16 protein-coding genes are annotated in these 18,395 nt (G+C 59.4%); 7 read left to right on the top strand and 9 right to left on the bottom strand.

The window, feature by feature from the left end; all coding sequences use genetic code 11:
* The first annotated feature begins 7 nt into the window (after positions 1-7).
* Genes AAF659_RS04805 through AAF659_RS04790 form a run of 4 tightly spaced genes read left to right on the top strand, consistent with a single transcriptional unit; the run spans position 8 to position 5,716 of the window.
* Positions 8-817 carry an enoyl-CoA hydratase-related protein gene (locus AAF659_RS04805; RefSeq protein ID WP_349750544.1) on the top strand — a complete coding sequence of 270 codons (810 nt, stop codon included), beginning with the start codon at positions 8-10 and terminating at the stop codon, positions 815-817.
* Positions 810-2,822 carry an acetyl/propionyl/methylcrotonyl-CoA carboxylase subunit alpha gene (locus AAF659_RS04800; RefSeq protein ID WP_349750543.1) on the top strand — a complete coding sequence of 671 codons (2,013 nt, stop codon included), beginning with the start codon at positions 810-812 and terminating at the stop codon, positions 2,820-2,822. The genes AAF659_RS04805 and AAF659_RS04800 overlap by 8 nt, the downstream gene beginning before the upstream one ends.
* Positions 2,819-3,709, top strand: a complete 891-nt coding sequence (locus AAF659_RS04795; RefSeq protein ID WP_349750542.1) for a hydroxymethylglutaryl-CoA lyase — start codon at positions 2,819-2,821, stop codon at positions 3,707-3,709. Before AAF659_RS04800 ends, AAF659_RS04795 begins: the two co-directional genes overlap by 4 nt.
* 33 nt (positions 3,710-3,742) lie before the next feature.
* A complete protein-coding gene (locus tag AAF659_RS04790; RefSeq protein ID WP_349750541.1) occupies positions 3,743-5,716 on the top strand; it encodes an acetoacetate--CoA ligase in 1,974 nt (657 codons plus the stop codon).
* Positions 5,717-5,721: 5 nt separating this feature from the next.
* Here the strand turns inward: AAF659_RS04790 and AAF659_RS04785 are convergent, their stop codons facing one another.
* The 4 genes from AAF659_RS04785 to AAF659_RS04770 form a co-directional block, all read right to left on the bottom strand.
* Complete coding sequence (locus AAF659_RS04785; protein WP_349750540.1) at positions 5,722-7,287, bottom strand: cation:proton antiporter domain-containing protein; 1,566 nt, start codon at positions 7,285-7,287, stop codon at positions 5,722-5,724.
* A gap of 121 nt (positions 7,288-7,408) precedes the next feature.
* Positions 7,409-7,843, bottom strand: a complete 435-nt coding sequence (locus AAF659_RS04780) for an ion channel (protein WP_349750539.1) — start codon at positions 7,841-7,843, stop codon at positions 7,409-7,411.
* Positions 7,844-7,932: 89 nt separating this feature from the next.
* On the bottom strand, positions 7,933-8,874 hold the full coding sequence (locus AAF659_RS04775; protein ID WP_349750538.1) for an electron transfer flavoprotein subunit alpha/FixB family protein: 942 nt from the start codon (positions 8,872-8,874) through the stop codon (positions 7,933-7,935).
* On the bottom strand, positions 8,875-9,624 hold the full coding sequence (locus AAF659_RS04770; RefSeq protein WP_349750537.1) for an electron transfer flavoprotein subunit beta/FixA family protein: 750 nt from the start codon (positions 9,622-9,624) through the stop codon (positions 8,875-8,877).
* A 224-nt stretch (positions 9,625-9,848) separates the two neighbouring features.
* Between AAF659_RS04770 and AAF659_RS04765 the strand changes: the two genes are divergently transcribed.
* Positions 9,849-11,504 (top strand): electron transfer flavoprotein-ubiquinone oxidoreductase, encoded by a 1,656-nt coding sequence (locus AAF659_RS04765; RefSeq protein ID WP_349750536.1) that lies wholly within the window; start codon positions 9,849-9,851, stop codon positions 11,502-11,504.
* An 88-nt stretch (positions 11,505-11,592) separates the two neighbouring features.
* Here the strand turns inward: AAF659_RS04765 and AAF659_RS04760 are convergent, their stop codons facing one another.
* The gene (locus AAF659_RS04760) at positions 11,593-12,048 is read right to left on the bottom strand and encodes an FKBP-type peptidyl-prolyl cis-trans isomerase (RefSeq protein WP_349750535.1); all 456 of its coding nucleotides are present in this window, start codon (positions 12,046-12,048) and stop codon (positions 11,593-11,595) included.
* 176 nt (positions 12,049-12,224) lie between these two features.
* Complete coding sequence (locus AAF659_RS04755; RefSeq protein WP_349750534.1) at positions 12,225-12,806, bottom strand: DUF1285 domain-containing protein; 582 nt, start codon at positions 12,804-12,806, stop codon at positions 12,225-12,227.
* A gap of 95 nt (positions 12,807-12,901) precedes the next feature.
* Here AAF659_RS04755 and AAF659_RS04750 point away from each other — a divergent pair, with 95 nt between their 5' ends.
* On the top strand, positions 12,902-14,077 hold the full coding sequence (locus AAF659_RS04750) for an aminotransferase class V-fold PLP-dependent enzyme (RefSeq protein WP_349750533.1): 1,176 nt from the start codon (positions 12,902-12,904) through the stop codon (positions 14,075-14,077).
* On the opposite strand, the gene AAF659_RS04745 is transcribed toward AAF659_RS04750, so the two are convergent.
* Genes AAF659_RS04745 through AAF659_RS04735 form a run of 3 tightly spaced genes read right to left on the bottom strand, consistent with a single transcriptional unit; the run spans position 14,066 to position 16,807 of the window.
* The gene (locus tag AAF659_RS04745; protein WP_349750532.1) at positions 14,066-15,106 is read right to left on the bottom strand and encodes an NAD(P)H-dependent glycerol-3-phosphate dehydrogenase; all 1,041 of its coding nucleotides are present in this window, start codon (positions 15,104-15,106) and stop codon (positions 14,066-14,068) included. The genes AAF659_RS04750 and AAF659_RS04745 overlap by 12 nt on opposite strands.
* 32 nt (positions 15,107-15,138) lie before the next feature.
* Positions 15,139-15,627 (bottom strand): STAS domain-containing protein, encoded by a 489-nt coding sequence (locus tag AAF659_RS04740; RefSeq protein WP_349750531.1) that lies wholly within the window; start codon positions 15,625-15,627, stop codon positions 15,139-15,141.
* The gene (locus AAF659_RS04735) at positions 15,620-16,807 is read right to left on the bottom strand and encodes a PP2C family protein-serine/threonine phosphatase (RefSeq protein WP_349750530.1); all 1,188 of its coding nucleotides are present in this window, start codon (positions 16,805-16,807) and stop codon (positions 15,620-15,622) included. The genes AAF659_RS04740 and AAF659_RS04735 overlap by 8 nt, the downstream gene beginning before the upstream one ends.
* A 114-nt stretch (positions 16,808-16,921) precedes the next feature.
* On the opposite strand from AAF659_RS04735, the gene AAF659_RS04730 reads away from it, so the two are divergent.
* Complete coding sequence (locus tag AAF659_RS04730; RefSeq protein WP_349750529.1) at positions 16,922-18,388, top strand: HD domain-containing protein; 1,467 nt, start codon at positions 16,922-16,924, stop codon at positions 18,386-18,388.
* Positions 18,389-18,395: the final 7 nt, after the last annotated feature.

The raw sequence follows: 18,395 nt of genomic DNA, 5'->3' as shown, positions 1-18,395 counted from the left end.
GCTTGATATGAGCGACAATGACCCTACCGTGCTGGTCGATACGCCCCACCAAGGATTGCGCCGCATCCGGCTCAACCGTGCGAACAAACGGAACGCTTTCAATGCGTCGATCATCGGTGAACTGAGCACCGCCATTGAGGCGGCGGCGCAGGATAATGACGTCCGCGCGGTTCTGCTGGCCGCCGAAGGCAAGCATTTCTCCGCCGGCGCCGACCTGGAATGGATGCAGTCCACCGCCGCTATGACCGCCGAAGAGAACCGCCAGGACGCCCTGGCGCTCGCCCACCTCATGCGCCTGCTGGACGAATGCCCCAAACCCACGCTGACCCGGGTCCAGGGCGCTGCTTTCGGAGGCGCTCTAGGACTGATCTGCTGCTCTGACATTGCCATTGCCGCCACTGACGCCCGGTTCTGCCTGAGCGAGGTGCGCCTCGGACTGGTACCGGCCACCATCGGCCCCTATGTGGTGCGCACTCTGGGCCAGCGCCAGGCCCGGCGCTACATGCTCAGTGCGGAACTGATCGAGGCGGAACAGGCTCACTCGCTTGGGCTGATCCATGAGTTGGCCGCCCCAGGGGCGCTTGATGAACGGGTCGAAGCAATGGCGGCTCAGCTGATGCAGGCGGGCCCCGAGGCCCAGGCCGAGTGCAAGCACTTGGTGCGCCGGCTGCACGATCCGGCCGCCGACGATGGCGTGGATGAGTTCACTGCCTCCATCATCGCCCGGGTGCGCACCGACACCGAAGGCCAGGAGGGCCTGCGGGCCTTCATGCAAAAGGAAACCCCCGCGTGGCGGAAGGCCGGCGCTCATGAGTGACCATACCCTGCTGATCGCCAACCGGGGCGAGATCGCCGCTCGCATCATGCGCACCGCGCGCCTTATGGGGCTGCGCACCGTGGCCGTTCATTCAGAAGCGGATCGCGGAGCGCCGTTTGTGGCCGAGGCGGATCAGGCCGTGCCTATCGGCCCCGCATCCGCCCGCGAATCCTACCTGGATCCGGAGCGCATTCTTCAGGCCGCCCGGGAGACCGGCGCCGACCTGATCCATCCCGGCTATGGGTTCCTGTCGGAGAGCACGGGACTGGTCCGACGCTGCGAAGCCGAGGGGATCCAATTTGTCGGCCCGGGGACCGACGCGATTGCCGCCATGGGCGACAAGACAGCCGCCAAGCGGCTGATGGAAGATGCTGGTGTACCGCTGGTGCCCGGCTACCATGGCGATGACCAGTCCCTGGATTACCTCGAATCCGAAGCCCATCGCATTGGCCTGCCGCTACTGATCAAGGCCAGCGCTGGTGGAGGTGGCAAGGGCATGCGCGTGGTGCGCGAATTCGGCGAGCTGCGCAATGCCCTGGACGGGGTCCAACGCGAGGCCAGCGTTGCCTTTGGCAACGACCAGGTCCTTCTGGAACGCTTCGTGGACCACCCCCGTCATGTAGAAGTCCAGGTCCTGTTCGACCATCACGGCAATGGCCGCCACGTGTTCGACCGCGACTGCTCCATCCAACGCCGCCATCAGAAGATCCTGGAAGAGGCGCCGGCCCCTGATCTTACAGACCCCACCCGCGAGGCCATGGCCAACGCTGCTCTGCGCTGTGCTCATGCCATCGGCTATCGCAACGCTGGCACCGTGGAGTTTCTGCTGGGGCCCGACGGGCACTTCTACTTCATGGAAATGAACACGCGCCTGCAGGTGGAACACCCGGTAACCGAGGCCATCACCGGTCTCGATCTCGTAGAATGGCAGATCCGCATTGCCCTGGGTGAACCCCTGCCCTGGCCCCAGGAAGGACTGCAGATCAACGGTCATGCCGTGGAAGCACGTGTCTACGCCGAGGATCCGGACCACAGCTTCCTGCCAACCAGCGGCCGTGTCCAGTACCTGAACGAACCCGTAGGTACGCAAGGCATCCGAGTCGATTCCGGTATTGCCCAGGGGGTGACCGTTTCCAACCACTACGACCCCATGCTAGCCAAAGTGATCGCCCATGGCAGGGACCGCCAGGAGGCTATCACCCGACTCCGGCATGCCCTGACCCACTACCACTTGGGTGGCTTCGCCATCAACGTTGGTTACCTATGCCGGATACTTGGCCATGATTCGTTTATCAACAGGGATCTAAAGACGCATTTTGTGGACCAACATGAAGCCGATCTGGTGGTGCCGGCGATTGACGGGGACACCTCGGTGGCCTTGGGCCTGTTGGGTTGGCTCTGGCTCAAACAGCCGGCAGCCGCCACCACCTCAACGGACCCATGGAGCACGTTCACCGGCTGGCGCCTTGTGGGCGAGCCCTGGCAGCGTGTCGAAATCCACCAGGGTGAGCGCCACACGATCGAGTACGCACTGCAGCCCGTATCCAGCGGCTGGCGGTACGCTTCGCTCCGAGGCCTCAGCCAAACCCTCACCCTGCGCTGGCAACGCCAGGGCCACCAGGGCACAGTCGTGATTGAAACGCTTGACCAGGCGCGCCGGGAACTGACCCTCAAAGCCATAAGCTGCTCACCGGCAGGCGTCACCCTGTTCGCCGAGGGCGAATCCTGGGCCGTACGCGTCAATCATCCGGAAATGGATCTGACGAAGGAAGACAGCGCCACCCTCACCGCCCCCATGCACGGCCGAGTCGTCGCCCTGCACTGCGCAGCCGGCGACCATGCGACCAAGGGCCAGCCCCTGGTGGTCATGGAAGCCATGAAAATGGAACATACCATCACCGCCCCAGCCGAGGGCATCGTAACGGAACTCTACTGCAGCGAAGGCGACAGCCTCAGCTCCGGCCAGACCCTGATCGCCTTCGAACCAAACGGGGACCCCCCATGAGTGATCACGCCGAAATCGTCGAAGTCGGCCTCCGCGACGGCCTCCAGAACGAAAGCATCCCCGTGGACGCTACCACCCGCGCCCGCTGGTTCAACGCGCTGGCGGAAGCCGGCCTCAACCGCATCGAGGCCGGCAGTTTCGTTTCGCCGAAATGGGTGCCTCAAATGGCCGATACCGACCAGGTCATCGCCAGCATCCGGCGCCGCTCCGGCCTCTCAATCGAAGCCCTGATCCCCAACCAGAAAGGCCTCGACGCCGCCCTGGCCGCCAACGTCGACCGCATTGCCGTGTTCACCGCCGCCTCCGATGCCTTCACGCAGAAAAACATCAACTGCACCATCACAGCGAGCCTTGAGCGCTTCGCCCCACTGGTCGAAGCCGCCAACAATGCGGGCATCCACGTACGCGGCTACATCTCCACCGTCCTCGACTGTCCCTATGCCGGCCGCATCGCACCGGGCAACGTCGCGGACGTCGCCGAACGCCTCCTCGAACTGGGCTGCAACGACATCTCCCTCGGCGACACCATCGGTGTCGCCCGCCCCAGGGAAATAGACTCTGTCCTCGATGCCGTACTCCCAAGCATTCCGGTCGAACGCCTCGCCCTGCACTGCCACGACACCTACGGCCAGGCCCTTGCCAATATCCTCCAGGGCCTCAACCGCGGCATCCGAACGTTCGACAGCGCCGTCGCCGGCCTCGGCGGCTGCCCCTACGCCCCAGGCGCCTCCGGCAATCTCGCTACCGAGGACCTGCTCTACCTGCTCGAAGGCCAGGGCCTGAGCACTGGCGTCGACCTACAGGCGGTTTGCCGCATTGGCAACGAGATCTGTGAGACCCTCAACCGACGTACGCCCTCGAAAGTCGCACAAGCCATGCAATGTTAAACTGAAGGTAAAACCAACAGGGATCCACCGAAAATGACAGACCAACCCATCTGGACCCCAACAAACGACCGCATCCAGACCAGCCGAATCACCCACTACCACAACTGGCTCCACACCCAGGGCCACACTCCCGGCAACACCTGGCAAAGTCTCCACCAATGGAGCACCCAGAACCCGGCCGATTTCTGGGAAACCATCTGGCAATACTTCGACGTTCGCGGCCAATACCAGGCCCGCCGCATCCTCGAAAACGGCGACCAGATGCCCGGCGCCACCTGGTTCGGCGGCGCCCGCCTCAACTTCGCCGAGAACCTCCTGCGCGGCGAACCCGACCGCGTCGCCCTCATCGAACAGCGCGAAGACGGCCGCGGCCGACAGATCACCTACGGCGAACTGCGCGAAGCCAGCGCCCGCCTCGCCGGTACCCTCCAGGAACACGGCATCACCAAAGGCGATCGCGTCGCCGCCTTCATCACCAATGGCCTCGAAGCCGTTATTGGCATGCTTGCCACCGCCCGCCTGGGCGCCGTCTGGTCCTCCTGCTCCCCGGACTTCGGCTACCAGGGCGTGCTCGAACGCTTCGGCCAGATCCAACCCAAGGCGCTGCTCGCCGTCAACGGCTACCAATACAACGGCAGGGGCATCGACACCCGCGAACGTGTGCAGCAGCTCGCCGACGCCCTGCCCGAACTCCGGTTGCAGGTCCGCGTCAACAACCACCCGGAATACCCCTGGCAGCTCCAGGACAGCGCCATGGACTGGGCCGAAGCCCTCCAGAGCGAGCCCGCCGCCGGCTTCACCCCAGTGGCCTTCGATGACCCGCTCTACATCCTCTACTCCTCGGGCACCACGGGCGCCCCCAAGTGCATTATCCACGGCGTCGGCGGCACTCTTCTCCAGCACCTCAAGGAACTGGGGCTGCACACGGATGTGGACCAAGACGACGTGGTCTTTTACTACACCACCACTGGCTGGATGATGTGGAATTGGCTGGTCAGCACTCTAGCGCTGGGCGCAACGGCCGTGCTCTACGACGGCTCGCCCATGGCGCCCACCTCGGAGGTGCTCTGGAACCTCGCTGAGGAACACGGCATCACCGTCTTCGGCGCCAGCGCTAAATACTACGCCGCATGTGAGAAAAACGGCCTCAAACCCCGTGAGACCCACGGTCTGGATCCGCTGAAAGCGATTCTCTCAACCGGCAGCCCGCTGGCCCATGAGAGTTTCGATTACGTTCACCGGGACGTTAAGCCGGACGTCTGCCTGTCCTCCATTTCCGGCGGCACCGACATCGTCTCCTGCTTTGCCCTCGGCAACCCGACGCTGCCGGTCTACCGGGGCGAACTCCAGTGCCTCGGGCTGGGAATGGACGTAGCCATCTACAACGACGGTGGCCAACCGGTAACAGGAGAAAAAGGCGAACTCGTCTGCCGTGCGCCCTTCCCCTCCATGCCGGTCGGGTTCTGGAAGGATCCGGGCGGCGAACGCTTCCACAAAGCCTATTTCAGTCGCTTTGAGGGCACCTGGGCGCACGGCGACTTCGGCGAGATCCGCGACCGTCCGGCCACGGATTCAGCACCAGCCCAGCAGGGCATGATCATCCACGGCCGTGCCGATGCGGTGCTCAACCCGGGCGGCGTACGCATCGGCACCGCCGAGATCTACCGTCAGGTCGAGAAGCTGGACGAGGTGCTGGAATCCATAGCCGTAGGCCAACAATGGGAGGACGATCAGCGTGTGGTTCTGTTTGTGCGTCTGCGTGAGGGCGAGGAACTTTCGGATGAACTGCGCGCGCGCATCCGTGTAACCCTTCGGGAAAACACCACACCTCGGCATGTGCCGGCCCTGATCCTGCAGGTCCAGGACATACCACGGACGCTGAGCGGCAAGATCGTAGAGCTGGCAGTGCGCCAGGTCATCCATGGCGAGACCGTGCACAACCGGGAGGCCCTGGCCAACCCGGAAGCTCTGGCGCACTTTGTAGGACACCCGGCGCTTCAGGACTAGATACCTCAGGTGGCGGGTTGTCCCGCCACAGCTAACGCCTCCCGGGTCTTGTCGGCGATGCCGATGCCAGCACCCGCCATGGCCTGATAGGTCTCGGAAACCCCGGCCCGTTGCAGAGGGGTTGCCTCATCATCATGGAACGCGTTCGCTACAATAGGGCCTGTGAATCCCATCTTGCGCAGGTTTCGGGCGGCAACAACCTTACCCTCAAGATGCGGCATGGCCAGGATCACAGCCTGCAGCCCCGTGAAATCAAGACCCTGCCAGAGCTCAATATCCTCGGCATCGGCATAAACCACGTCCCACCCCTTACTGCGTTGTTTTTCAACCTTGTCCGGGTCCGCGTCCATACCGACCACGGTTTTCCCGGCCGAGTTGACGGAGTTAAAGGCTGATTGACCGGTACGGCCCATGCCCACAACCAGGATCTCCGCGGCTCCGATGGAAACCGGCTGTTCGTCCGGATGATAACTTTTACGTTCGTATCGCCGCAGGCGCAGCTCCAGCCGGTCAAACAGCGGATGGGCAAGGCGGTTCAGCGGTGCCGCGATCAGGAAGGACACTGCGACGGTGATGGCCAGCGGCACCAGCCACTCCTCCAGCACACTGGCTGCCACAATCAGACCGAACTCGCTGTAGCTGGTCAGACTGAGCGCTCCCAGAAAAGCATTGCGCGCCCGCAGGCGGAACAGTATGAGCAGCGCAAAGAATAAAAGGCCTTTGAGCGGCATGATTACCGCCATCCCCAGAGCGAACACCAACGCCTGGGTATCTGGCAGGCCTGACATACCAATCTGTAGAAAGAACCCCACGAGCAGGATCTCTTTGAGGCCCCAGAGCGAATGGGCAAGTTCCTGGGCACGGGCATGGTTCGCCAGGAGCGCTCCCATGGCAAGCGCTCCGACCTCCGAGCTGAGCCCGACCACTTCAAAGCCATAACCACCCACTGCAACCGCCAGCACCACGCCCATCAGCACCAACAGTTCCTCGTGACCTGCCACGTCCATGAGCCAGTGTATCGCGGGTCGAAGCAGGGGCAGTACAAGTACCACAGGTGCCCAGATGGAGGGCGTTTGCCCGCCCGCAACACTGAGCACCACCAGTGCGATCAGGTCCTGTAGGATGAGGATACCGATGGCCACACGCCCGTGGAAGGATCGAAGTTCACCTTTAGCCTCAAGCACCTTGGCGGCGAGAACAGTGCTCGAAAAGGCCAACGCTGTAGCCAGTAACAGGGCATTTGCCAGTTCGATGTCCAGAAACAGAAGCACCCCTGCCCCGAAAATGCTGACGCTGACCGTGAAATGCAGCAGCGCCCCACCAACAACGGCAGGCTCAACAAGGTGCCTGAGCTTAAGCTTCAGTCCCACCGTGAACAGCAGGAGCAGTACCCCTAAATGGGCTACATGATCCAAAAAGGGCCCGGCCCGCGGAGGCAGGCCGAATGATGGCCCCCACACATTCAGGGCAAAACCGGCGGCAAGGAAGCCCACGAGGGGCGGTAGACCAACCTGACGGACGAGAAGACCGAAAACAAACGCGAACGAAAGAGAGACAACTTCGATTATCATTGACTACCCAAAAGTCCTGATGGTTGCGGAAAGAGTCGACCGGAGCGTTTGAAAGTCTAATTGTAGCATTGATCCCTGCGTCACCGCGGAGATGCATGGCATCGTGTCCGTAAGCCAGTGGTCAGCGCCAGAGGCGTTGCATTTGCAGAAAGGTAACCGATGCGGACCAGGTGATCAGCATGAAACCGATCAGAGCTTCTGTTCCAAAGATGAAACGAATAGCGCCAACCGGGTAAATTTCCCCATAGCCGAGGGTGGTATAGGTCACAGTGGAAAAGTAAATGTAGTCCATGATTGTCGACACTGGTCCACCGGCCAAAGAGCCTGCCCCACCAAGCTGGGATAGCAGCCAAGAGATCGCGCCAAACAATACGATCTCGACAACATGAGCGACGAACAGTCCCAGCACCATAATCACCATCGATGTGGATTGTTTGGAGGTGACGCCGTCGAAGCGTCGCATTAGAGCGGTCGCTACCGTGCAGTGAATAACGACAGAGGCAATCAGCGCCACAAGCGTTGCAACGAGAATAATTGCGTGCGTTTGCGTCAGCATGTGGCCACTTTGTGAGTCGTTATACACAGAAAAGCCGCACCCCTGAGGGTACGGCTTACATTTTAGCCTGCTACAGAAGAGAAGGTTTATCAGACCACTTTCTTGAGCTCTTCCTCAAACTGCGGCACTGCCTCGAACAGATCCGCCACAAGGCCGTAGTCCGCCACCTGGAAAATGGGAGCATCCTCGTCCTTGTTGATGGCCACAATGACCTTGGAATCGCTCATTCCGGCCCAGTGCTGGATGGCACCGGAGATGCCGACAGCAATGTAAAGGTCAGGTGCTACGATCTTACCGGTCTGCCCAACCTGCATGTCATTGGGTACAAAGCCGGCGTCGACGGCCGCACGGGAAGCGCCGATAGCAGCCCCAAGCACATCCGCTACCGATTCCAGCATCTTGAAGTTGTCGCCATTCTGCATACCCCGGCCTCCCGAGATAACGACGCCAGCGGAGGCCAGATCCGGACGGTCAGACTCCTGGATATCTTCGCTGACAAACTCCGAAATGCCTGCATCGTGGGCCGCATCGACCGACTCGATCGAAGCACTTCCTCCTTCCGCAGCAACTGTGTCAAAGCTCGTCGTGCGCACTGTGACAACCTTGACACTGTCTTCTGACTGAACCGTCGCGAGGGCGTTACCGGCGTAGATCGGGCGCAGGAAGGTGTCTTCAGAGTGCACACCCATGATGTCCGAAACCTGCGCGACATCCAGCATAGCTGCAACCCGGGGCATCGTATCCTTACCCACCGTTCCTGCAGACGCCAGAAGATGACTATAGCCTCTGCCCACTTCGGCAATCAGAAGGCTCAGATTTTCAGCGAGGTGATGTGCATAGGCAGCGTTATCAGCGCTGAGTACTTTATTGACCCCATCCACCTTGGCAGCTTGTTCAGCAACACCGCCAATATCCGTGCCGGCAACCAGAACATCGATGTCACCACCAATGGCCTTCGCCGCGGCGATGACGCTCAGAGTGGAACCGGCGAGCTCACCCTTATTGTGATCTGCAATAACCAGTGTACTCATTTAAATCACCTTCGCTTCGTTCTTCAGTTTGTCGACCAGCTCCTCAACGCTTTCAACCTTGATGCCGGGCTGACGTGGCTGTGGCTCTTCAACTTTAAGCGTCTTGAGGCGCGGCGCGATGTCGACACCCAGATCCGCCGGGCTGACCGTTTCAAGCGGCTTCTTCTTGGCCTTCATAATGTTGGGAAGCGAAGCATAGCGCGGTTCGTTCAGACGCAGATCGGTGGTAACCACTGCCGGCAGGTTCAGAGAGACAGTCATCAGGCCGCCGTCAATCTCACGTGTGACCTTGACTTTCTCACCTTCCACATCAACTTCTGAGGCGAAGGTGCCCTGGGGCATGCCCGCCAGCTGGGCCAGCATCTGACCAGTCTGGTTGTTATCAGTATCAATGGACTGCTTGCCCATGATCACAAGATTCGGCTGCTCTTTGTCCACTACAGCCTTCAGCATCTTGGCAGCGTCCAGGGACTGAACGTCCTCGTCCGTCTCGACCTGAATGGCGCGGTCTGCGCCCAGGGCAAGTGCGGTGCGCAGCTGTTCCTGGCTGACCTTCGAGCCGATAGTGACGGCGACAATTTCAGTGGCGACGCCCTTTTCCTTGAGACGTACCGCTTCTTCAACGGCAATCTCGCAGAAAGGATTCATTGCCATCTTGACATTGGAAAGGTCCACGCCGGTGTTGTCCGGCTTTACGCGAACCTTGACGTTGTAGTCAATCACTCGTTTTACAGCGACCAGAACCTTCATAGATTCCTCGTATCCTGCCATGGGTTTAAAATGTTAATGCGGCGGGCATCCCCGGCAACAGCGCCCTAATACTGAGGACAAAATCACAGGGGGTCAATAGCTCGACAAACGGGATGCCATCAGCCAATGTTATTCAAACAAACGTTTGTTTGATTTCCATGATAATATATCCTATGGCAACGTAAAGCCATAGATTGCCCATTGGAAACCCTGAGGAGACTGTCGTGGAACGCGAATCGATGGAGTTTGACGTCCTGATTGTGGGAGCCGGGCCGGCCGGGCTTTCGGCTGCCTGCCGCATCCAGCAACTAGCGAACGAGGCGGAACAGGAGTTGACCGTCTGCGTTGTCGAAAAGGGTTCCGAGGTCGGTGCCCATATTATCGCGGGGACGGTTTTCGAACCGACCAGCCTGAATGAACTCTTTCCGGACTGGAAAGAGCGCGATGCGCCACTGAACACGCCGGTCACGCGAGATGAGATTCACTTCCTGCGTGGCCCTGACACCACGCGCAAGGCACCTAATGCCCTGGTGCCCAAGAACATGCACAACCACGGCAACTACATCATCAGTCTTGCGAATCTCTGTCGCTGGCTGGGCGAACAGGCCGAGCAGCTGGGCGTGGAAATCTACCCCGGTTTCCCAGCTTCAGAAATCCTCTACGAGGATGGTGTTGTCAAGGGCATAGTGACCGGCGAATTCGGTGTCGACAACGAAGGCAACCACAAGGATGGCTACATGCCGTCCATGGAGCTGCGGGCGAAATACACCCTGTTCAGCGAAGGCTGTCGGGGGCACCTGGGCAAGGAACTGCTGGAACAGTTCAACCTTGATGAGGGCAAAGATCCGCAGCATTACGGCCTCGGCATCAAAGAGCTGTGGGACATTGATCCGGCGAAGCACGAGCCCGGCCTGGTTGTGCACACCGCAGGCTGGCCGCTGTCCGAAACCGGCTCTACCGGCGGCGGTTTCCTTTACCATCTGGAAAACGGCCAGGTCTATGTCGGGCTGATCACAGACTTGTCCTACTCGAACCCCTACGTGTCGCCGTTCGAGGAATTTCAGCGGATGAAGACTCATCCAGCCATCAAGCAGCACCTTGAAGGCGGCAAACGCGTCTCCTTTGGCGCCCGCGCCATCACCAAGGGAGGCTTCAACAGTCTGCCCAAGATGAGCTTCCCCGGAGGGCTACTTCTGGGGTGTGACGCAGGCACTCTTAACTCGTCCAAGATCAAGGGCTCACACACTGCCATGAAGTCGGGCATGCTGGGCGCTGAAGCGGTGTTCGAGGCAATACAGAAAGGCACCGAGGGTGGCGATGACCTGACCAGCTTTGGTGAAAAATTCGGCAACAGCTGGCTCTACAGAGAGCTGTTCAACGAGCGCAATTTCAGCCCGGCCATGCACAAATTCGGCACCGTTATCGGTGGTGGCATCGCCTTCCTGGAACAGAATGTCCTGCGCCGGCCCTTGCCGATCACCTTCCATGATACGACGCCGGATCACGCGGCGCTCAAGCCAGCCTCTGAGTGCCGCAAGGTTGATTACCCCAAACCCGACAATAGCCTCACCTTTGATCGGCTGTCTTCGGCGTTCATGTCGAACACGAACCATGAAGAAGACCAGCCGTGCCACCTCCAGCTGAAAAATCCCGAGGTGCCGATCCGCGACAACCTACCTACCTACGACGAACCGGCGCAGCGCTACTGCCCAGTAGGCGTGTACGAGGTGGTGGATGCCGAGGATGGCAGTGGTAAAAAGTTCCAGATCAACGCGCAGAACTGCATCCACTGCAAAACCTGCGACATCAAGGATCCGGCCCAGAACATCCGCTGGGTGGTCCCGGAAGGCGGGGGTGGCCCCAACTACCCCAATATGTAAGGGGTGCATCAAAAAAGGCGACCCGAGGGTCGCCTTTTTCATATCCGTTGCGCTGAAAACGCTGATGATTCAGTGCATGACACAAAAGTCAGTGCACGTGGCCGTGCTCTTTCTCTTCGTCGGACGGCTCACGCGTATCCATCACTTCAACGTCAAAATGCAGACGCTGGCCGGCGAGCGGATGGTTTGCATCGATGGTCACGGTCTCGTCTTCAACGGATACCACGCGCACGATCTGCGGACCGCCGGGGGTCTCCGCCTGAAACTGCATGCCGGGCTCGACTTTCTCTACGCCTTCAAACGCGGAACTCGGCACAGGCTGAACCAGCTCTTCGCGGACTTCACCATAAGCGTTCTCCGGATCCAGTGATACCTGGGTTTCCTCACCCTGGCCCTTGTCGGTCAGTGCTTCTTCCAAACCACTGATGATGTTCTCGGCACCCTCCAGATAGCTGAGCGGTTCGCGCTCGCGGGAAGAATCCAGAACCTCACCCTCATCATTCTTGAGGGTGTAATGGATGGTGACGACACGGGATTCGGTCATGTTGACTCCTTGCGTGTGGGACAGAAACGTCGTAATCAGATAATGCGGTGGATCGAAAGTGTTGCTGAACAGCGGCCTGTACAGAGGGACTTACGACGATCCGGAACGCAAGGGTGCTGCTCAGTACAGGCACCCAAGCTCTATGATAGAAAATAACGGCGGCTTTGAAAACCGGTTCAACTAATACGGCCCAGCGAGAAAAAACTGCCCTGGCTCACAACCCCCAAGTGAACGGCACCATTGATGGTTCTCTCTTCTGCCAACTCAGTCAGATGGTAAAACGCGCTGCGCTCGATCCGTGCCTGGAGGCCACGACGAACCATTACGTATGGCTGGGGCTCACCACTGCTTTGATCAGTTCGAACGATGAGTGGATGGGATTCCCCAATCGGGAACTGATCTTCGACGTCTGTCTGCAAATACAGCACACGTGCGTCGCCCTCTCCCTCCTGTTCAACGCTGTGTGCGAGGAAAGGCACGTCCTCTACCTGTATCCGATACTTCTCATGCGGTGTCAAAAGATAATAATAACCATCTGACTCACGTCGCATTATAGAGGCAAAAAGTCTACGCATCGCGGACCGCGTAACTGCCCTACCCTGAAAGAACCACCGCCCACTGCGACTGATGAACAGCTCCAGATCGTCCGTGAATGCAGGGTCCCACTCATCCACTGGTGGTCCCTGTCCGGTTGTATCGTACTGGGCGACATGTTCGAATTGCCCGGCCAGTTCCTCTTGGGAATTGGGTACCCCCATTTTAAGCCCTCCGGCACAATCGGTGTGTAAACAGGGTCCGATACTAGCGGTGCGAGCGCGCCCCTTCAATAAGGGACGGGATATGACGGAGAAGAATGATGACAGAGCGCTTTTCAGCCACACAGCTGCTCAACGAATTCCCTATTGATACAGGGCTTGCCTACCTCAACCATGCGGCCGTGGCACCCTGGCCCCAGCGAGCCAGTGACGCGGTCATCCGCTTTTCGGAGGAGAACAGTCGACTGGGGGCGACGCGCTACCCCCAATGGCTCAGTGTTGAGAATCAGCTTCGGCACAACCTGGCTTTACTGATCAACGCTCCGTCCGCCCAGGACATTGCACTATGCAAGAACACGTCCGAGGCGCTGTCCATGGTAGCCGCAGGCCTCGATTGGAAAGAAGGGGATGAAGTCATCATTACCAGCCAGGAATTCCCTTCCAACCGGATTGTTTGGGAATCGTTGGCCAAACGGGGCGTCAAACTAAGAGTGGCGGACGTTGGTCGCCAGGAGGTTACGCCGGAAGGCGCTATTGAGGACCTGATCAGTGACAGAACACGGCTGCTGTCGGTCAGCTCGGTTCAGTATGGCTCCGGACTTCGTCTTGATGCAGCTCACCTGGGGGCACTCTGTGAAAGCCATGGGATTCTGTTCTGTCTGGATGCCATTCAGAGCGCAGGCGCGGAGCCAGTGGATGTGCAGGCGATTGGCGCCCACTTCGCCATGGCGGATGGCCACAAGTGGATGCTGGGCCCGGAGGGTCTGGCATTTTTCTACGTGGCCCCGGAGTGGCGGGAATCGCTGACGCTCTACGAATACGGCTGGCACATGGTCGCGGACCGCGGCAACTACGATCGCAAGGACTGGGAACCAGCGGCCGACGCGCGGCGCTTTGAGTGTGGCAGCCCCAACCTGCTTGCAGCGCATGCACTTGAGGCCAGCACTGGCCTTCTGCTGGAAGTGGGGTTGCCTCAGATCAGAGAACGGATTGATCAGCGTATCAGCCACCTGGCTACCGGGCTGAATCAGATTGCCGGCATTACACCGGTCACGCCACGAGACCCCCATCGACGGCTGGGCATCCACACCGTTCAGGCATCAGGGCGCGACAGCCGCCAGCTCTGCCAGAGACTGGCGGAGCACCAGGTTATCTGCGCCAACCGCGGCGGCGGCGTACGGTTTTCGCCGCACTTCTATACCCCTTATACGGCACTGGAGCAGGCGCTTGATACCGTTGAGACCCTTGTAAGGCTGGGCTTGTCATATAACTGAGCCCTCATCCTGGCGTGGCAGAATGAATTCCACATCGCTGTTCTGGGTAGCGTTCATGAGTGCACTCACTACATCCTCAATGGACGCACCCCGATAGAGAATCCCGTAAAGCCCGCGCACCAGTGGCATGTACACGCCCAGTTCGATCGCTTTCTCATGGACCAGCTCGAGGGTTCGCACCCCCTCCGCGACCTGACCAAGTTCCGTGACCGCCTCCTCCAGAGTTCTACCCCGGCCGACGGCATAACCAACCCGATGGTTGCGGCTCAAGCTGGAACTGCAGGTCACCATCAGATCGCCGACGCCGGCGAGGCCCAGAAAGGTCATCGGATTGGCGCCCATGCTCACGGCAAACCGGCTCATCTCCGCTAAGCTGCGGGTGATGAGCATGGATTTGGTGTTCTCACCCATGCCACGCGCGTCTGCCAGCCCGGAGATTACGGCATAGATGTTTTTAAGGGCGCCGCCCAATTCAACGCCGTACACATCCAGGTTGGCATAGATCCGCAAATAAGCGTTCCCCAGCGCCTTCTGGACCCGCTCCCTGAGATGCCGGTCCTGAGAGGCAATCACGGATGCCGTAATCTCATGCTGCACCAATTCACCAGCCAGGTTGGGCCCACTGAGCACCCCGACACTGACGCCGGGCAGCTCCTCCGTAAGGACCTGGCTCATCAGCCGGAAGCCGTCGCGCTCGATCCCCTTGGTCAGACTCACAACCATCTGCTGCTCACTGAAATGGTCGGCAGCCCCACGGATTACCTCGCGGAATACCTTACTTGGGAGCGCCACAAAGACCAGTTCCGCCTGTTCAATGGCTGCCCCCATGTCAGTTGTTGGCTCAATCCGTGAATGCAGCTCTAGATCGGGGAAATACTGGTGATTGATACGGGTGCGGCGGATGGCCTCTGCCTGCTCGGCACTGCGCATCCAAAGCTGGACAGGATGACCGTTCTCTGCCAACACTTGGGCCACGGTGGTACCGAAACTACCGCCACCCAGTACAGTGGTCTGAATCGCGTTCTCCATGAGACGGGCTTATTCGGTCCTTGTAGATGGGTTCAGGGGGCTTCGCATTCCAGAGCGTGCACCAGGTTCTGGAACTGTTCCTGATTGTGATGGTTCATACTCATCAGGGTCCGGTGTGCATCCAACACCTTATCACGCACTTCCTGCTCGCTGGCGCGCATCAGCGGAATCTCTTCGAGCTCCTCGGGATCCCGCGCAGGCTCACGCACGATCAGAAAAATGCGATCGAACCCCATGGAATGGATAATGCGGGTGACGTCCGGGTTGGTGGTAATAAGCGTGGGCAGGAAGTGACTGCGTTCTTCGGACGCCATGGCGATCTTAGCCAGCAGCCCTAGCGTGGTGCTGTCGATCACCTCCGTCTCAGTGAGATCCACGACCACCGTCCGGAACTCGGGGTTGCTGAACATCTCTTCAATGATCTGATCCAGCGTCGAGCAGAGGTTGAGACGCACTTCTCCGATGAACTTGAGTACGTATATACCCCGCTCCTGAGCCTGCAGGATCTTGCAATCACTCATCAGCAGCACGCCCGTCGGTCACCGTCACTATGGCAATGTCATCGGGAAGTTCTTCCATTGCCTCGATCTGTAACGACTCACTGAGTCTTTCGACAGTGTGACGCCCAGATTGCACGAGTTCAAGTAACCGTTTTTCCTTCTGATCCAGGCTTGGGGCATGGATCACTTCAAGAATGCCGTCAGAAAATAGAATCAGGCGGAACCCCTGGTTAAGCGGCTCGCTGTAATGTTTCCAATCCGGCTCGCTGAAGAGCCCCACGGGCAGGCCGCTGCCTTCCAGAAAGCGGGCCCCCTGATCATCCAGCAGAATCGGCATGGGGAAGTGGCCGCCAACGGAATAGCGCAACTCACCCTGGCGGCTATCAACCAGCGCCACAAAAAGGGTGACGTGTTTGCCGAGCCCGGTTTCCAGAAGTTCGTGATTGACCCGCTGCAGGAACCGCTCAGGATCCAGAATATCCTCGCTCGAGCCGCGCCGGAAATTGCGCTGAAGCCGATTGGTGAGGTTTTTCAGGAGTACAGTAACGAACGCGCTGCTGGCGCCATGACCGGAGACATCCGCGATATACACTAGACTGAGATGATCATCCAGTTTCATGTAGTCCAGAAAATCACCGCTGAGATACAGCGATGGCTTGATCCGGTGGGTGACAAACACTCCCGCCATCTCTTGATCCGGATCAGGGAGCATTTTCATCTGAACTTTGCGCCCGGCGCTCTGGTCTGCCCGCAGCTCAGAAATCCCTTCCCGCAGGTTCAGGTTCTTGCGCTCGAGCTCCTCACGGTAGACCTCGTTGAGCCGCGCTACCCGCACCCGCTCAAAAAGCTTGCCCAGCGCGTCATCCACAAAGCTTTTGTCCTGCAGTGGTTTGAGCACCACCTCCGAGGCGCCGGCGCGCATAGCGGCAACCACCTCTCGAGCTGTTTCAGCGGTCATCAGCGCAATGACAGGCACTTCCACTTCACCAATGGCTGCTTGTTGCGCCAGCTCTCCGATAGGTTGTGGCAGAAGATCCGCAAAAATCACGTCTGGGGGGGCATCGCCGAGGCTCACCAGGCCCTCCGCGAGGCTCTCACAGGCGGTCACGTAATAGCCCCGGTTCTGGAGATGGCGGCACAGCTCTTTGCGGCTGCCAGCATCCGGGTCAATGATCAGAATCTGTTCCGTGCGGGTGGACATGGACACCGCTCCCAGCGACAGCAAATATCCGGCCCGCCGCGGTGATAGTACGCGGGCGTGATTGGTGTGCTAGAGTCTGGCCTTGTTATGTAACTTAGGCAAGCGGAAAGCCCTATGCGAAGTGCCCTGGACGACCTTCTTGGAGCCTATGACAAACTCATTATGGATCCGGTCCACGGGGGCATCCGCCTCCACCGCCATGAAGTCGAGGTCATCGATCACCGCCTCTTCCAGCGCCTGCGCAACATCTGCCAGAACGACATCCTGAGCCTGGTTTTCCCAGGAGCCACCCATTCGCGGTTTCTACACAGCATTGGGGTGATGCACGTGGGCGACCGGATGTTCCGCGCCATGATGGACGCCTACCTCAGAGAACGCCAGCTCAGCCGTCACCCCGAAATGACTTTTGAGCAGCTGGACGCGATCGACTACATGGCCAAGGTCATCCGTCTGGCCTGTTTGCTGCACGACAGCGGCCACTCCAGCTTTTCGCACCAATTCAATCAAGCCGACCGTATACAGCGACTGATGCAGGCCCCAGGGCGCTTCGCACAGCTATGGCAAGAGATTGACGTCAGCGCTTTCTACCCGGAAGAACCACGCGTGCTGGAGCATGAGCACTACTCGGTACGCATCGCCTGGGAGGTGCTCTCGGATATGGACCTGCCAGGGCGCTTCGGCATCGAGATCCAGGATGTGCTCGGGGTCATGGAGACCACTGAACCCTCGCCCGGTGAGCGCTTCCAGCATTACGCGCGCACGTTCTGGGCCTTCATTGCCGGCCCGGATGCGCAAGCCGGAGCACTTGAGGACGCGGCCATTCCCCGGTTGGTGATGGATCTGCTGTCGTCGGTCGTCTCTGGCGAGATTGATGCCGACCGTGCGGACTACATGCTGCGTGACGGCTTCCACTCCTCAGTAACCATTGGTGGTTTCAATCTGGATCACCTGCTGAACAACCTGCGTTTCGGGTGGAGTCTGGACTCCCCCTGGCTCGGACTGGCAGTAACCCAGAAAGGCCTCGGGGCGATGGAAGACTTCGTCTATTCCCGTTATCAAATGTATCGCAAGGTCTATGCCCATAAAACCGCCCTGGGCTTCGATTGGCTGCTGCGCCAGGCCATCAACGAAGTTCTGGAAGATCAGGACATACTGGACTGGGTGGATGACTGCCTGGGAGATATCCGCAACTTTGCGGAGGTCACGGATACGTTTTTCTGGGAGGCTTTCCGTCGCAAGGCCCGCGCCAACCAAGCCAGCTGCTCACGCTGCGTCGTCGACAGAATCCGCCTGATTCATCTGGATACGCAGGAAGGACTGGACACGGAGGCGATTGAGGCCCACCGCTACTACCTTTCAGAGGCGCTGGGTTCACCGCTAGAGCAAATCGTCTCCTGCACCATGCATGCCCGGTTCTCGCACATCCGTGACTACTTTGATGGCATCCAGGTCCTTGCCAAGGATGCGATAACCGGAAAACGCCACCTGGAACGGATCACGGATATGTCCACCTTCTTCCAGAAATTCGCCGACAGCACCATTGTCCATTTCTATCGGTTGCCCGAGCCTCTCCGGAGCTGATTGGTTT

It is taken from the genome of Salicola sp. Rm-C-2C1-2 (assembly GCF_040196175.1).
GTDB lineage: Bacteria > Pseudomonadota > Gammaproteobacteria > Pseudomonadales > Oleiphilaceae > Halospina.
The sequence above is the reverse complement of the archived record's forward strand: the minus strand, read 5'-3'. Positions and strand labels throughout refer to the sequence as shown.

Coding starts and splice junctions, on each gene's coding strand:
- AAF659_RS04805 (WP_349750544.1), top strand. CDS start 8: ATGAGCGACAATGACCCTACCGTGCTGGTCGATACGCCCCACCAAGGA.
- AAF659_RS04800 (WP_349750543.1), top strand. CDS start 810: ATGAGTGACCATACCCTGCTGATCGCCAACCGGGGCGAGATCGCCGCT.
- AAF659_RS04795 (WP_349750542.1), top strand. CDS start 2,819: ATGAGTGATCACGCCGAAATCGTCGAAGTCGGCCTCCGCGACGGCCTC.
- AAF659_RS04790 (WP_349750541.1), top strand. CDS start 3,743: ATGACAGACCAACCCATCTGGACCCCAACAAACGACCGCATCCAGACC.
- AAF659_RS04785 (WP_349750540.1), bottom strand. CDS start 7,287: ATGATAATCGAAGTTGTCTCTCTTTCGTTCGCGTTTGTTTTCGGTCTT.
- AAF659_RS04780 (WP_349750539.1), bottom strand. CDS start 7,843: ATGCTGACGCAAACGCACGCAATTATTCTCGTTGCAACGCTTGTGGCG.
- AAF659_RS04775 (WP_349750538.1), bottom strand. CDS start 8,874: ATGAGTACACTGGTTATTGCAGATCACAATAAGGGTGAGCTCGCCGGT.
- AAF659_RS04770 (WP_349750537.1), bottom strand. CDS start 9,624: ATGAAGGTTCTGGTCGCTGTAAAACGAGTGATTGACTACAACGTCAAG.
- AAF659_RS04760 (WP_349750535.1), bottom strand. CDS start 12,048: ATGACCGAATCCCGTGTCGTCACCATCCATTACACCCTCAAGAATGAT.
- AAF659_RS04755 (WP_349750534.1), bottom strand. CDS start 12,806: ATGGGGGTACCCAATTCCCAAGAGGAACTGGCCGGGCAATTCGAACAT.
- AAF659_RS04750 (WP_349750533.1), top strand. CDS start 12,902: ATGATGACAGAGCGCTTTTCAGCCACACAGCTGCTCAACGAATTCCCT.
- AAF659_RS04745 (WP_349750532.1), bottom strand. CDS start 15,106: ATGGAGAACGCGATTCAGACCACTGTACTGGGTGGCGGTAGTTTCGGT.
- AAF659_RS04740 (WP_349750531.1), bottom strand. CDS start 15,627: ATGAGTGATTGCAAGATCCTGCAGGCTCAGGAGCGGGGTATATACGTA.
- AAF659_RS04735 (WP_349750530.1), bottom strand. CDS start 16,807: ATGTCCACCCGCACGGAACAGATTCTGATCATTGACCCGGATGCTGGC.
- AAF659_RS04730 (WP_349750529.1), top strand. CDS start 16,922: ATGCGAAGTGCCCTGGACGACCTTCTTGGAGCCTATGACAAACTCATT.